Genomic DNA, 12964 nt, shown 5'->3' on the forward strand with positions numbered 1-12964 from the left:
CTATCCCACTCCGGGGCGACCAGCCAAATTGAGCGGTGGGTGTGTCGCGAGCGGGCCGAGAAGTTCCCGGTTTATCGCCACCGCGGCGCGAGCTCCCTCTCCGGCCGAGACCAGCAGTTGCTCCGGGCCGGGCGGGGTGGTGTCCCCCGCGGCGTAGAGTCCGGGCACCGAGGTACGGCCCTGGGCATCGACGACGAGCAGGCCGGCGGCATCCGTTGTCGGGGTCAGCGACGCAGCGAACGTGGCGGCGGCCTCGTACTTGGGGCGCACGAACCCACCCTCTCTGGCCACGAACTCGCCGTCGGCGACCTGGATGCCGGTCATGGCTCCCCGCTCCCCCACCACGTCGGTGAGCGGGCGGCGGTCGACGCGGATGCCGCGCGCGGCCAGTGCGGCCTCGTCGGGGTCGGTGACCTGGCCGACACCGTTGGTGAAGACGATCAGGTCGTCGGTCCACTGCGAGATGAGCAGAGCGTGTTCGGCGAGGTCGTCGGTCTCGCCGATCAAGGCCAGGGCCCGGTCGGCCTCTTCGTAACCGTCGCAGGCAATACAACTGTGCAGGTTGGTGCCGTACCAGGCGCGAATGCTCGGCAGCGCCGGCAGCGTCTCGGCCAGGCCCGTGGCGATGAGCACGGTGCGCGCGGTGACCACGCGGTTCTTCTCGCCCCGCATGCCCTTGGTGGACACGGTGAAGCGGGCGGCGGCGGCGTCGGGCAACTGCTCGACGGAACGCACCAGACCCATGTGGAACTCGGCGGCCGGGTAGGCCTCGTACTCCTCGCGGCCGATGCGGCGCAGCTCCAGCGGCGGCACGCCGTCGCGGGTGATGAAGCCGTGCGAACGCAGGGTGGCGGAGTGCCGGGGCCGGTTGCTGTCGATCATCAGGGTGCGGCGGCGGGCGCGCACGAGGTTGAGCCCCGCGGCCAGGCCCGCCGGGCCGGCTCCGATGATGACGACGTCATACGGCGCCTCAGCGGTACCGGCAGCGGAATCGCTGCCGGCACCGGCGCTCAGCAGACCGTCCGAGCTCATGACACCAGGGTCGCCGAGAGCCGATCCAGGCGAGCCAGCGAGTCGGCACGGCCGAGGATCTCCATCGACTCGAACAGCGGCGGCGAGATCTTGCGACCGGAGACGGCGACACGCAGCGGGCCGAACGCGACCCGCGGCTTGAGGCCGAGGCCACCGATCAGGGTGTCGGTGAGGGTGCTGTGCACGAGTTCGTGGGTCCACTCCGCTTCGGGAATGTCGCGCAGCGCAGCTGTGGCGGCCGTGAGGATCTCGGCGGCGTTCTGCGGGAGCGAGGCGAGCGCATCCGGCTGGTGCTCGAGCTTGTCGGCGCTCTCGAAGAGGAATCCGAGCATGTCCGGCGTCTCACCGAGCAGGGCGATGCGCTCCTGAACCAGCGGGGCGGCGGCGGCGAGGATGGACTGCTCGGTGTCGCTGAGCGGCTCAGTGAGCACGCCTGCGTTCACCAGGTAGGGAACCACGCGGGCGGCGAAGTCGGCCGGCTCGAGCAGACGGATGTGGTCGCCGTTGAGCGATTCGGCCTTCTTGAGGTCGAAGCGGGCCGGGTTCGGGTTCACGTCGACCACGTCGAATGCGGCGATCATCTCTTCGATGGAGAACACGTCGCGGTCGTGGGTGAGCGACCAGCCCAGCAGGGACAGATAGTTCACCAGGCCCTCGGGGATGAAGCCCCGTTCGCGGTGCAGGAACAGGTTCGACTCCGGGTCGCGCTTGGAGAGCTTCTTGTTCTTGTCACCCATCACGTAGGGCAGGTGGCCGAAACGCGGCACGAAGGTGGTCAGGCCGATGTCGATCAGCGCGTGATACAGCGCGATCTGGCGGGGCGTGGACGAGAGCAGGTCTTCGCCGCGCAGCACGTGGGTGACACCCATCAGGGCGTCGTCGACGGGGTTCACGAACGGGTAGAGCGGATGGCCGTTGGGGCGCACCACGACGAAGTCGCTGAACGAGCCGGCCGGGAAGGTGATCTCACCGCGGACCAGGTCGTCGAAGGAGAGCTCGGTGTCCGGCACCTTGAGGCGGAGCGCGGGCTCGCGACCCTCGGCGCGGAAGGCGGCCTTCTGCTCGTCGGTGAGGTCGCGCTCGTAGTTGTCATAGCCGAGCTTGGCGTCCCGGCCGAGCTTGATGTTGCGCTCGGCGATCTCCTCGCCGGTGGCGAAGCTCTCGTAAATGTGGCCGGATTCGATGAGCTTGGCGATCACGTCACGGTAGATGTCGTAGCGCTGAGACTGGCGGTACGGCTCGTGGGGCCCGCCGGCCTCCACGCCCTCGTCCCAGTCCAGGCGCAGCCAGCGCATGGCGTCCAGGAGCTGGGTGAAGCTCTCCTCGCTGTCGCGGGCGGCGTCGGTGTCCTCAACGCGGAAGATGAACTTGCCCCCGTTGTGCCGGGCGTAGGCCCAGTTGAACAGGGCCGTACGGATCAGGCCGACGTGCGGCGTTCCGGTGGGCGAGGGGCAGAACCGCACGCGCACATCAGTGCCGGTTGCGGTCGAGAACGGGTGCGCTGTTGTAGTAGACATACGACATTCATCCTACCGAGCGAGCGCCGCGCCCGGGGGGTGTTCACGGTCTGCCCCCACGAGTGACCAGGGCGCCGCGTCGATCTCGCCGATGGCCCGGATGGTGGCAGCCACGGCCGGAATCGACTCCGCGCCCTCCGTTCCCACCAGGTGAATCGTGCGGAAGTCGCCGCCCGCGGTCGGCCGGGCGACGATCCCGGCCGGCAACGGCGACGCGGCGATGGCCAGGGCGGGCACCAGCGCCACCCCCAGGCCCGCCGCGACCATGCCGAACACCGCCACGACGTTGTCGGTCTCGTAGGAGATGCTGGGGCTGAAGCCGCTGCGGGTGGCGAGGTCGAGCAGGTGCGCCCGGCAGCGCGGGCAGCCGCCGATCCACTGGTCATCGGCCAGCAGGGCCAGGTCGATCCGGTCGCGGCCGGCCAGGGGGTGCTCGCGGGGCACAACCACGAGCATCTCGTCGCGCCAGAGCGGCACGACGGTGAGGCCCTGGGCGCTCTGCCGGTGCGGGTCGGCCTGGTCGCCCGTGTAGCTGAAGGTGATCGCGAGGTCGGCGGCCTGGTCGCGCACGGCCCGCACGGCCTCCGGCGGTTCGGCCTCGAGGTAGTTCAGCTGCACACCGGGGTGCCGCTGGGAGAGGCCGCGCAGCACCGTGGGGATGACCGTGGCCGAGGCGGAGGGGAAGGCGGCGAGGGTCACCCGGCCGCTCCGCAGGCCGGCCAGGTCGCTGAGTTCGCCCGCCGCGGCATCCAGCGCCTGGGTCACGGTGGCGGCGTGCCGGGCCAGGATGCGGCCGGCCTCGGTGAGCCGCACGCCGCGGCCGGCCTTGGCCACCAACGGCATGCCCAGGCGGGCCTCGAGCCGTTTGAGGTGCTGGCTCACGGCCGGCTGGCTGTAGCCGAGCGACCGGGCCGCCGCGGTGATCGAGCCCAGCTCGTTGATGCGGTGCACGATGCGCAGCGCGTGGGAATCTACGTCGAGTGCACGGTGAAGATTTTCGGGCATGCCCAAATCATAACCACTGGTTATCGGATTGATCGAGGACTGGGCGTTGCCGAATGGATCGAACGGGGCAACGCTGGATGGATGCGATCCACTGTTTCGTCCGTAGCCCCCGCTCCCGCCCCGACCATGCCCCAGGTGCGGGCCGCCTACGCCCCCACGAGCACGCGCTACCTGGCCGCGTGCACCTCGGGACTGCCCACCCTGGACACGGTGCGGGCGCTCCGCGAGGACGCCGACATGTGGGGCAGCGGCCTGGCCTCCCCCGCGCACTACCAGGCCGAAATCGACCGGGCCCGGGCTCTCTACGCCGGGCTGGTCGGGGTGGGTACCGACCGGGTGGCGATCGGGTCGCAGGCGTCGGTGATGGCAGCCGTGCTGGCCGCATCCGTGCCAGAGGGGCGCGAGGTCGTCTGCGTCGACGGGGACTTCACGTCGATGGTCTTCCCGTTCCTGCAGCAGGAGCACCGCGGGATCACGGTACGCCACGTTCCGGTGGCCCAGCTCGCCGCCTCGCTCACCGAGCGCACCTGGCTGGTCGCCTTCTCGCTGGTGCAGTCCGGCACCGGTGTGATCGCGGATGCGCCGGCCATCCGCGCGGCCGCAGCCGCGGTGGGTGCATTCACCCTCTGCGACACAACACAGGCCACCGGCTGGCTGCCCGTAAACGCCGGCGACTTCGATGCCACCATCTGCCACGCCTACAAGTGGTTGGGTGCACCGCGGGGCGCGGCCTTCCTCACCGTGCTGCCCGCGCTGGCCGAGGTGCTGCGCCCGGTGCAGGCAGGTTGGTTCGCGGGCGACGACCCGTGGGCATCCTGCTACGGCCCGACCATGACCCTGGCGACGGACGCCCGACGCTTCGACGTGTCACCGGCCTGGCCGGCCTGGGTGGGCACGCGGGTGGCTCTCGAGTTCTTCAGCTCACTCGACTCGGCCGCCGTGTACGCCCACGACACCGGTCTGGGCAATGCCCTCTGCGCCGGGCTGGGGCTGCCAGAGAACAATCAGGCCATCGTCACCTGGGCCGATCCCGCCGGAACCGACCTGGCCCGACTCACCGCCGCCGGCATTACCGCGTCCGGCCGGGCCGGCCGTGCCCGCGTGGCCTTCCACCTCTGGAACGACCCCACCGACGTGGCTGCCGTTCTGGCCGCCCTGGGGCGCTAGCCTCGCACGAAAGCGGCCCTGTGGTCGCCTCGGGATGGTGAGGCGACCATAGGACCGCTTTCGCGAAACTGCCTGGTACGGCTAAGCGCTGCTACTTCTGCGCGGCCACCGCGTCGATGATTGCACTGGCGAGCTTCACCGAGGAGGCCGGGTTCTGGCCGGTGTAGAGGTTGCGGTCGATCTCGATGTGCTCGGCGAACGAGGCACCCTCGACGAAGTCGGCGCCGAGCTCGACCAGGCGCGCCTGCACGAGCCACTTGGCCTTCGGGGCAAGTCCGCCCAGGGCCTCCTCGGCGTCCGTGAAGCCGGTCATGCGGTAGGCCAGGAACGGCCAGGTGCCGTCAGCGGCCGTGGCGGCCAGAAGTGCGGCAGGGGCGTGGCAGAGCACACCGAGAATCCGGCCGGATGCGATGGTGTCCGCCATGATCTGGCCGCTGGTCGTATCGACCGCGAGGTCCTCCATGGGGCCGTGTCCACCGGGGTAGAAGACCACGTCGTAGTCGGCGGCAGTGACGTCGTCGATCGAGGCCGGGCTCTTCAGCGCGGGGATCGAGTCGAGATAGCTGCGGAGTTCGGTGGAGCGTTCTTCGCCTCCGGTGGCCCCGGCGGCCAGGCTGCCCTCGTCGACGGTGGGCGCGACGCCCTTCGGGGTGGCGATGGTGATCGACCAGCCGGCCTCGGTGAAGAGCCGGTGCGGCTCGGCGAGTTCCTCGGCCCAGTACCCGGTGGGGTGCAGGGTGCCGTCGTTGAGGGTCCAGTGGTCAGCGGCGCTGACGACAAAAAGTACGGAAGTCATGTTTCTCCTAGATCGAATTCAGTGAATCGGTTGCGGCGGTTGCGGATTAGTGCCCGGCCGCGGCGGAGTCAGAGGTCTTGACCACCATCTTGCCGGTGTTCTCTCCACGAAGCATGCCCAGGAACGCATCGACCGAGTTCTCGATGCCCACAACGACGGTCTCGTCGAAGACGATGTCGCCGGCCGTGAACCAGGCGCCCATCTGCTCGGTGAAGGCCGGGAAGTGCTGCAGGAAGTTGCCCACGGTGAATCCCGTGAGGGTGAGCCCGCGGGTGACGATGTTGACCATGTTCTGCACGCCGGTGGGGCCATCGGTGCGGTTCATCTGCGAGATGGCGCCGCAGAGTGCGGCCCGGCCGCCATCCTTGAAGGCACCGAGTGCGGCGCTCAGGTGGTCGCCGCCGACGTTGTCGAAGTACACGTCGATGCCCTCGGGGGCGGCTTCGGCCAGCTGGGTGGCGAGGTCGCCGGTCTTGTAGTTGAAGGCCGCGTCGAAGCCGTACTTCTCGGTGAGCAGGGCCACCTTCTCGTCGGTGCCGGCGGAGCCGATCACGCGAGCGGCACCCTTGAGGCGAGCAATCTGGCCGACCATGCTGCCCACGGCACCGGCTGCGCCGGAGACGAAGACGGTGTCGCCTGCCTTGAACTTGGCCACCTCGAGCAGGCCCACGTAGGCGGTGAGAGCGGTCATGCCCAGCACGCCCAGGTACGCCGACGACGGCACATTGGGAATCTCGGGAACGACGCGGAAGCCCGCGGCATCCTCCTGTACGACATCGCGCCAGCCGTACTGGTGCACAACGAGGCTGCCGACGGGCACGGACTCCGCGGCCGACTCGACCACGTGGCCGACGGCGCCGCCGCCCATGGTCTCCCCGAGCACGAACGGCGGAATGTAGGACTTCACGTCGTTCATGCGGCCACGCATGTAGGGGTCGACGGAGATGAAGTCATTAACGACGCGCACCTGGCCCGCCGCCAGGTCGGGCAGGTCGATGACCGCGGTGATGAAGTCCGTTGCGGTGGGCCAACCGGTGGGCCGGGCGGCGAGCTGAATCTGGGTGCTGGTGGCTGTCGTCATGAAAAGAGTCCTTACTGTTCGCGATCGGTGCCGGGGGCGTCCCTGTTCTCAACGGATGGTTTTCTGCACCGATCGTTTTACTATAGCTGGGCTATCGTTTATATTGAAACGAGCGGTACAGAACATTCACAGCAACACCGCTCGTAACACCCACGGACCAGACGTCCGCGGACGGAAGGCAGACAGCTCATGGGACGGCTCCAGACGTTCGACAGCACCACGGTCGTGCAATCCGCCCGCGACGTCTTCTGGGACCGCGGCTACGACGGCGCATCCCTGGCCGACCTCGAGACAGCGACGGGTGTAAACCGGTCGAGCCTGTACCACGCGTTCGGCAGCAAACGCGGGCTCTTCGACGCCGCCGTCGCCGATTACCGCGACACCGTCATCCGGCCGCGCCTGCGCGGCCTGCAAGCGGATGGCGCCGGCCGCCAGGAGCTGCTGGCCTACTTCGACGAACTGCGGGAGGCCGTGGCGACGCTGCCACTGGACTCCCCCCGACGGGGCTGCCTCCTGGTCAACTGCGCCACGGGTCTGGCCACGCACGACGAACCCGCCCGGGAAGTGGTCGAGGCGTACCGAACCGAGTTGGCCGCCGCACTTCGCAATGCCCTCGCCGGCGGACCAGCCGAAAACACCGACGAGCGGGTGCGAACCCTCGCGTCGCTCTCGATGAGCGCGATGCTGCTCGCGAGGGTCAATGCCGCCGAGTCGGCCGCGCTTCTCTCCACGGCCGCCGACCAGGTCCGCGCCTGGTTCCCGCTCTAACTGTTTCCCGTCCGGACAATTAGTCCCGGTGCGCCGGGCACAATTGTCCGCTTGGGCAACAGCCGCTGCCTAGGAGCGGGCGATTCCCCACTCCGCCGCGAAGACCTCTGGCGTGAATTCGTTCAGCTCGCGGCGCACCGTCTCCAGCATGGAGTCGGCCAGCTGCGAGTCGTTCTGCCCGGAGCGGTAGACCTCGCGCCCATCGGCCCTGACCCGGATGACGAGGTCGGCGACCGCCGGTCCTATCGGGGTGTCTCCCATGCCGAGCAGGCTGACCGCCAGCGATGCCACGGTGCCGGCGAGCATCCCTGCCCGCCGGGCCATGGTGACCTCCCGCGGTTCCAGGTCGGCCGTGTACAGCTCGGCAGCGTTCATCGGTCCCCCGTCGGTCCGGTCGGTCAGGCCGGGCGGCGAACCGGGTTGGTGAGCACGCCGAGGCCCGGGATCTCGATGCTCGCGGTATCGCCGTGCGACACTCGCCGTGCGGCGCTGGACGAGCCGGTGAGGATCACATCGCCGGGCAACAGGGTGAACGAGTGCGAGAGGAACGAGACGATTTCCGCCATCGAGAAGGCCAGCAGCGACACCTCTCCGCTCTGGAACTCCACGTCGTTGACCCGGCCGAGCACGCGGCCGTCCGTGGGGTCGAACTCGGTGTCGATGACCGGGCCGAGCGGGCAGAACGAGTCGAAACTCTTGGCCCTGGCGCCGTGGCCACTGCCCTCGGCCAGGTCGACGGCGGTGACGTCGTTGGCAATCGTGTAGCCGAAGATGGCCCCGGGAGCGTCGGCGACGCTGAGATTCTTGGCGACCCGGCCGATCACGATGGCCAGCTCACCCTCGACGCGCACATCGTCGGAGGCCGCGGGCAGCACGATAGGGTCGTTGGGGCCTACGACGGTGGTGTTGGGCTTGAGGAAGAAGCGTGGCTCGACGGGCTGCCCCGGCGCGGCAAGCGCCGCGGCCTTCTCCGCGGCATCCGCGAAATAGGCGCCGGCCAGGCCGACGACCTTGGAGCGCGGAATCACCGGCGCGAGCAGCGCCACATCCACCAGCGGCAGGCGCGCGCCGGTGGGGTTGTAGCCGGCGAACATCGGGTCGCCGGTCAGGACGACCAGTTCATCGTCGTCGATGATGCCGAACGCGATGGTTCCGGCGTGGCTGAACCTGGCGATCTTCACGCTGTCACCTCCGCGTCCAGACGCATCAACCAGCCGTGCCGGTCGGGCAGACGGCCGTACTGGATGTCGGTGAGCTCCTGACGGAGCGCCAGGGTGATCTCCCCCGCGGCAGCGTCGGCGTCGCCGATGGTGAAACCGACGGCCTTGAGCTGGGCGATCGGGGTGACCACGGCGGCGGTGCCGCAGGCGAACACCTCGGTGATCTCACCGGATGCCACGCCGTCGCGCCACTCGTCCACCGTCACGTCGCGCTCGATCACGGTCATGCCGCGGTCACGGGCGAGCTGGATGATGCTGTCGCGGGTGACGCCCTCGAGGATGGTGCCGGTGAGGCGGGGGGTGACGAGGGTGTCGGTGCCGTGCACGAAGAACACGTTCATGCCGCCGAGTTCGTCGATGTGGGTGCCGGTCTCCCCGTCGAGGAAGAGCACCTGGGCGCAGCCGTTGTCGTAGGCCTCCTGCTGGGGCAGCAGGGAGGCCGCGTAGTTGCCACCGCACTTGGCGGCTCCGGTGCCGCCGCGACCGGCGCGGGAGTACTCGGTGGACAGCCAGATCTTCACCGGGGCGACGCCGTCGGTGAAGTAGGCGCCGGCGGGGCTGGCGATCACGTAGTAGCCCACCTTGTGCGCGGCCCGCACGCCGAGGAAGCTCTCGTTGGCGATCATGAACGGGCGCAGGTACAGGCTGGTCTCCGGGGCGTCGGGCACCCAGGAGCCGTCGACGGCGATCATCTGCTTGACGGATTCGAGGAAATCGGCCACTGCGAGTTCGGGCAGCGCCAGTCGGCGGGCGGAGCTCTGCAGGCGTTCGGCGTTCTTCTCCGGCCGGAACGTCCAGATGGAGCCATCGGCATGGCGGTACGCCTTCATGCCCTCGAAGATCTCCTGGCCGTAGTGCAGCACCGAGGAGGCGGGGTCGAGCAGCAACGGCCCGTATGGCGTGACCCTGGCATCGTGCCAGCCCTTCTCGATGGTCCAGTCGATGGTGACCATGTGGTCGGTGAAGTACTTGCCGAAGCCGGGGTCGGCGAGGATCGTTTCGCGCTCAGCGATGCTGCGGGCGGTCTGTGACGGCGTGCGCTCGAACTCGAGCGGGAAAGATGTGGTCTGCTGGCTCATGGGAGTCCCTTGTGTTTAGACGGGAGTGCGGTTAGGCGGGAGTGCCGGTCAGGCGGGACACGATCGCATCGCCGACGGCGCTGGTGGATCGTGGCTCCGCTGCGACGCTGCGGGCGATGATGTCGGCCGTGACGGCCGCGCTCACCCTGGCCGACGCATCCGCCAGACCGAGGTGGTTCAGGAGGAGCGCGACAGAGAGGATCGCCGCCGTGGGATCGGCCAACTGCCGGCCCGCGATGTCGGGTGCCGAACCGTGCACGGGTTCGAACATGCTGGGGAAGCGACCTTCCGGATTGATATTTCCGGATGCCGCCAGGCCGATGCCGCCGCTGATTGCCGCTGCCAGGTCAGTGAGAATATCGCCGAAGAGGTTGTCCGTGACGATGACGTCAAATCTACTCGGATTCGTGACCAGGAAAATCGTTGCCGCGTCCACGTGCAGGTAATCCACGGTCACGTCAGGGTATTCGGCGGCGACCTCGGTGACGATGCGCTGCCACAGGCTGCCCGCGAAGACGAGAACGTTGGTCTTGTGCACCAGGGTGAGCTTCTTTCGCGGGCGGTTCTGGGCCGCTTCGAAGGCGTAGCGCACGACCCGTTCCACGCCGAACGCCGTGTTGACCGAGACCTCGTTGGCGACCTCGTTCGGTGTGCCCTGACGGATGGCGCCGCCGTTGCCGACGTAGGGACCCTCGGTGCCTTCGCGCACGACGACGAAGTCGACGTCGCCGGGGTCGCCGAGCGGGCTGGGCACACCGGGGAAGAGGACGCTGGGGCGCAGGTTCACGTAGTGGTCGAGGGAGAAACGCAGTTTGAGCAGCAGCCCGCGCTCGATGTTGGCGTTCTTCAGCCGCGGGTCGCCAGGCAGACCGCCGACGGCGCCGAGCAGGATGGCGTCGTGGGCGCTGATCGCGGCCAGGTCATCGTCGGTGAGCACGTCGCCGGTCGCGAGGAACCGGGTGGCACCGAGTGAGAAGTGGGTGAGCTCGAACTCGACGGGGTCGGCGTGGGTCACGGCGTCGAGCACCTTCAGCGCTTCGGCGACGACCTCCGGGCCGATGCCGTCTCCGGCGATTACTGCGAGCTTGACTGAGCGGGACATGCGGCTCCGATTACGGTGAGGCAGCCGGTGGGCTGGCGATATTGGCGCGATATTGGCTTGGAGATACCCTGCAAATCAACCCTACTGTGCTCATTTGGCTGTCTATGCTTGAGAACCCTGACCGTGCGCGTCGCCGACGTGCATGTGCCACTGAAGAAGAAAGCAGCTACCTATGAGTATCGGATTGGGAATCTTCCTCTTCGTCGTCGGCGCCATCCTCGTGTGGGCCCTGAACATCCAGGTCGACTGGGTCGACCTCGACCTGGTCGGCTACATCCTGATGGGGGCCGGCGCCCTCATCTTCGTGCTCGGTCTGGTGTTGCTCACCCGCCGCCGCAGCAGCATCAGTACCACTCGCAGCGCCGTCGACCCGGTCAGCGGAGAGCGCGTCGTGCAGCGGGAGCGCTCGATCGACGACGTGTAACCCTCGCTTCACCAACGCTCCATCCACAAGAAAGCCCCGGATTCGCATCCGGGGCTTTCTTGTGTGTGCGGCCTGTGAGGCAGCGATGTCCTATTCGGTGATGTCGATGGCGACCATCACGTCGGCAGTGATGGCTTCACGCACCGAGGCGAGCAGACTGGCCGGCACCGGCGAGTCGACGGTCAGCACGCTCAGCGCGGGGCCGCCGGCCTCGTGCCGCGCGATCTGCATGCCGGCGATGTTGATCTCGGCGTCGCCGAACTCACGGCCGTAGACCGCGACGATGCCGGGACGGTCGGTGTACAGCATGACGATGAGGTGCTCGGCGAACGGCACCTCCACGTCGTAGCCGTTCACCTCGACGATCTTCTCGATCTGCTTGGGGCCCACCAAGGTGCCGGACACCGAGACCTGCGAACCGTCGGCGAGGGCGCCACGGAGGGTGATCAGGTTGCGGTACTCGGGTGACTCGGCCTCGGTGATCAGGCGCACCGCGACACCGCGCTGCTCGGCGAGCAGGGGCGCGTTCACGTAGGAGACGGTTTCGCTGACCACATTGGTGAAGATGCCCTTGAGCGCGGCGAGCTTGAGCACCGAGACGTCGAACTCGACGATCTCACCACGCACCTCGATGTCGACGCTGGTGAGCGGGCTGTGCGCGGCGAGTCCGGAGAACACCTGGCCGAGCTTCTCGACCAGCGGGATGCCGGGGCGGACCGTCGGGTCGATGATGCCACCGGCGACGTTGACGGCGTCGGGCACGAGTTCGCCCGACAGCGCGAGCCGCACCGACTTGGCGACCGAGACGCCGGCCTTTTCCTGAGCTTCGTCGGTGGACGCGCCCAGGTGCGGGGTGCTGATCAGGTTGTCGAGGCCGAGCAGCGGTGATCCGGTCGGCGGCTCGTTGACGAAGACGTCGAGACCGGCACCGGCGATGGTCCCGTCGACGAGGGCCGTGTACAGGTCGGCTTCGTCGATGAGTCCGCCGCGGGCGACGTTGACGACGTACGCGGTGGGCTTCATCAGCTTGAGCTGCGGGGCGCTGATCATGCCCGTGGTCTCGGGGGTCTTCGGCATGTGGATGGTGACGAAGTCGGACTGCGCGAGCAGTTCGTCCAGGCTCACCGGGTGCACGCCCAGCTGCTGCGCGCGTGCCGAGGTGATGTACGGGTCGAACGCGATGATGTTCACGCCGAAGGCCTGCAGGCGAGCGGCCACCAGGGCGCCGATGCGGCCGAGGCCGATGATGCCGACGGTCTTTTCGTACAGCTCGATGCCGGTGTACTTGGAGCGCTTCCACTGACCCTGCGCGAGGGCGCCGTGGGCCGGCGGGATGTGGCGGGCCAGGCTGAGGATGTGGCCGACGGTGAGTTCGGCGGCGGAGATGATGTTGGAGGTAGGGGCGTTGACGACCATGACACCGGCCGCGGTCGCGGCCTTGATGTCGACGTTGTCGAGGCCGACACCGGCACGGGCGATGACCTTCAAGTTCGGTGCGGCGGCGAGGGCCTCGGCGTCGACCTTGGTCGCGGAGCGGACCAGGATGGCGTTGGCGGAAGCCAGGGCGGAGAGCAGTGCGGCACGGTCAGTGCCGTCGACGTTGACAACGTCGAAGTCGGGCCCGAGGGCATCGACAGTGGCAGGCGAGAGTTCTTCGGCGATTAATACGACGGGCTTCGACACGAAAACAGATCCTTAGAAAGCGTCGGGCGAGGGAAGCTCGCGCCTCGACGGTGGGGCGCCAGATACCACAACACCTTACTGGCACCACAA

At 68.3% G+C, this 12964-nt stretch carries 13 protein-coding genes; 3 read left to right on the forward strand and 10 right to left on the reverse strand.

Annotated elements, in window-relative coordinates; translation table 11 throughout:
- The 3 genes from C3B61_RS15790 to C3B61_RS15800 are packed head-to-tail and all read right to left on the reverse strand — an operon-like array spanning position 1 to position 3554.
- Positions 1-1032, reverse strand: a complete 1032-nt coding sequence (locus tag C3B61_RS15790; RefSeq protein WP_103461524.1) for an NAD(P)/FAD-dependent oxidoreductase — start codon at positions 1030-1032, stop codon at positions 1-3.
- Complete coding sequence (gene gltX, locus C3B61_RS15795) at positions 1029-2549, reverse strand: glutamate--tRNA ligase (protein ID WP_103461525.1); 1521 nt, start codon at positions 2547-2549, stop codon at positions 1029-1031. The genes C3B61_RS15790 and gltX overlap by 4 nt, the downstream gene beginning before the upstream one ends.
- 12 nt (positions 2550-2561) lie before the next feature.
- Positions 2562-3554 (reverse strand): LysR family transcriptional regulator, encoded by a 993-nt coding sequence (locus tag C3B61_RS15800; RefSeq protein WP_103461526.1) that lies wholly within the window; start codon positions 3552-3554, stop codon positions 2562-2564.
- Between the two features lie 81 nt (positions 3555-3635).
- Here C3B61_RS15800 and C3B61_RS15805 point away from each other — a divergent pair, with 81 nt between their 5' ends.
- Entirely contained in the window at positions 3636-4721 is a 1086-nt protein-coding gene (locus C3B61_RS15805; protein WP_244285965.1) for an aminotransferase class V-fold PLP-dependent enzyme, read from the forward strand.
- A gap of 91 nt (positions 4722-4812) precedes the next feature.
- On the opposite strand, the gene C3B61_RS15810 is transcribed toward C3B61_RS15805, so the two are convergent.
- Both C3B61_RS15810 and C3B61_RS15815 read right to left on the reverse strand, forming a co-directional pair.
- The gene (locus C3B61_RS15810) at positions 4813-5517 is read right to left on the reverse strand and encodes a type 1 glutamine amidotransferase domain-containing protein (RefSeq protein WP_103461527.1); all 705 of its coding nucleotides are present in this window, start codon (positions 5515-5517) and stop codon (positions 4813-4815) included.
- A gap of 46 nt (positions 5518-5563) precedes the next feature.
- Entirely contained in the window at positions 5564-6598 is a 1035-nt protein-coding gene (locus tag C3B61_RS15815; RefSeq protein WP_103461528.1) for an NADP-dependent oxidoreductase, read from the reverse strand.
- A gap of 189 nt (positions 6599-6787) precedes the next feature.
- On the opposite strand from C3B61_RS15815, the gene C3B61_RS15820 reads away from it, so the two are divergent.
- Positions 6788-7366 (forward strand): TetR/AcrR family transcriptional regulator, encoded by a 579-nt coding sequence (locus C3B61_RS15820; protein WP_088456647.1) that lies wholly within the window; start codon positions 6788-6790, stop codon positions 7364-7366.
- Positions 7367-7435: 69 nt separating this feature from the next.
- Here the strand turns inward: C3B61_RS15820 and C3B61_RS15825 are convergent, their stop codons facing one another.
- Genes C3B61_RS15825 through C3B61_RS15840 form a run of 4 tightly spaced genes read right to left on the reverse strand, consistent with a single transcriptional unit; the run spans position 7436 to position 10767 of the window.
- Entirely contained in the window at positions 7436-7741 is a 306-nt protein-coding gene (locus C3B61_RS15825) for a hypothetical protein (protein ID WP_103461529.1), read from the reverse strand.
- Positions 7742-7764: 23 nt separating this feature from the next.
- A complete protein-coding gene (locus C3B61_RS15830) occupies positions 7765-8547 on the reverse strand; it encodes a fumarylacetoacetate hydrolase family protein (protein WP_103461530.1) in 783 nt (260 codons plus the stop codon).
- The gene (locus C3B61_RS15835) at positions 8544-9665 is read right to left on the reverse strand and encodes a branched-chain amino acid aminotransferase (RefSeq protein WP_103461531.1); all 1122 of its coding nucleotides are present in this window, start codon (positions 9663-9665) and stop codon (positions 8544-8546) included. The genes C3B61_RS15830 and C3B61_RS15835 overlap by 4 nt, the downstream gene beginning before the upstream one ends.
- Positions 9666-9696: 31 nt before the next feature.
- Entirely contained in the window at positions 9697-10767 is a 1071-nt protein-coding gene (locus tag C3B61_RS15840; protein ID WP_088456651.1) for a 3-isopropylmalate dehydrogenase, read from the reverse strand.
- A gap of 172 nt (positions 10768-10939) precedes the next feature.
- Here C3B61_RS15840 and C3B61_RS15845 point away from each other — a divergent pair, with 172 nt between their 5' ends.
- On the forward strand, positions 10940-11191 hold the full coding sequence (locus tag C3B61_RS15845) for a DUF6458 family protein (protein WP_103429701.1): 252 nt from the start codon (positions 10940-10942) through the stop codon (positions 11189-11191).
- 90 nt (positions 11192-11281) lie between these two features.
- On the opposite strand, the gene serA is transcribed toward C3B61_RS15845, so the two are convergent.
- Entirely contained in the window at positions 11282-12874 is a 1593-nt protein-coding gene (gene serA, locus C3B61_RS15850; RefSeq protein ID WP_088456653.1) for a phosphoglycerate dehydrogenase, read from the reverse strand.
- Between the last annotated feature and the right edge of the window lie 90 nt (positions 12875-12964).

The organism is Cryobacterium zongtaii, from assembly GCF_002909375.1.
GTDB lineage: Bacteria > Actinomycetota > Actinomycetes > Actinomycetales > Microbacteriaceae > Cryobacterium > Cryobacterium zongtaii.

Coding starts and splice junctions, on each gene's coding strand:
- C3B61_RS15790 (WP_103461524.1), bottom strand. CDS start 1,032: ATGAGCTCGGACGGTCTGCTGAGCGCCGGTGCCGGCAGCGATTCCGCT.
- gltX (WP_103461525.1), bottom strand. CDS start 2,549: ATGTCTACTACAACAGCGCACCCGTTCTCGACCGCAACCGGCACTGAT.
- C3B61_RS15800 (WP_103461526.1), bottom strand. CDS start 3,554: ATGCCCGAAAATCTTCACCGTGCACTCGACGTAGATTCCCACGCGCTG.
- C3B61_RS15805 (WP_244285965.1), top strand. CDS start 3,636: ATGCGATCCACTGTTTCGTCCGTAGCCCCCGCTCCCGCCCCGACCATG.
- C3B61_RS15810 (WP_103461527.1), bottom strand. CDS start 5,517: ATGACTTCCGTACTTTTTGTCGTCAGCGCCGCTGACCACTGGACCCTC.
- C3B61_RS15815 (WP_103461528.1), bottom strand. CDS start 6,598: ATGACGACAGCCACCAGCACCCAGATTCAGCTCGCCGCCCGGCCCACC.
- C3B61_RS15820 (WP_088456647.1), top strand. CDS start 6,788: ATGGGACGGCTCCAGACGTTCGACAGCACCACGGTCGTGCAATCCGCC.
- C3B61_RS15825 (WP_103461529.1), bottom strand. CDS start 7,741: ATGAACGCTGCCGAGCTGTACACGGCCGACCTGGAACCGCGGGAGGTC.
- C3B61_RS15835 (WP_103461531.1), bottom strand. CDS start 9,665: ATGAGCCAGCAGACCACATCTTTCCCGCTCGAGTTCGAGCGCACGCCG.
- C3B61_RS15840 (WP_088456651.1), bottom strand. CDS start 10,767: ATGTCCCGCTCAGTCAAGCTCGCAGTAATCGCCGGAGACGGCATCGGC.
- C3B61_RS15845 (WP_103429701.1), top strand. CDS start 10,940: ATGAGTATCGGATTGGGAATCTTCCTCTTCGTCGTCGGCGCCATCCTC.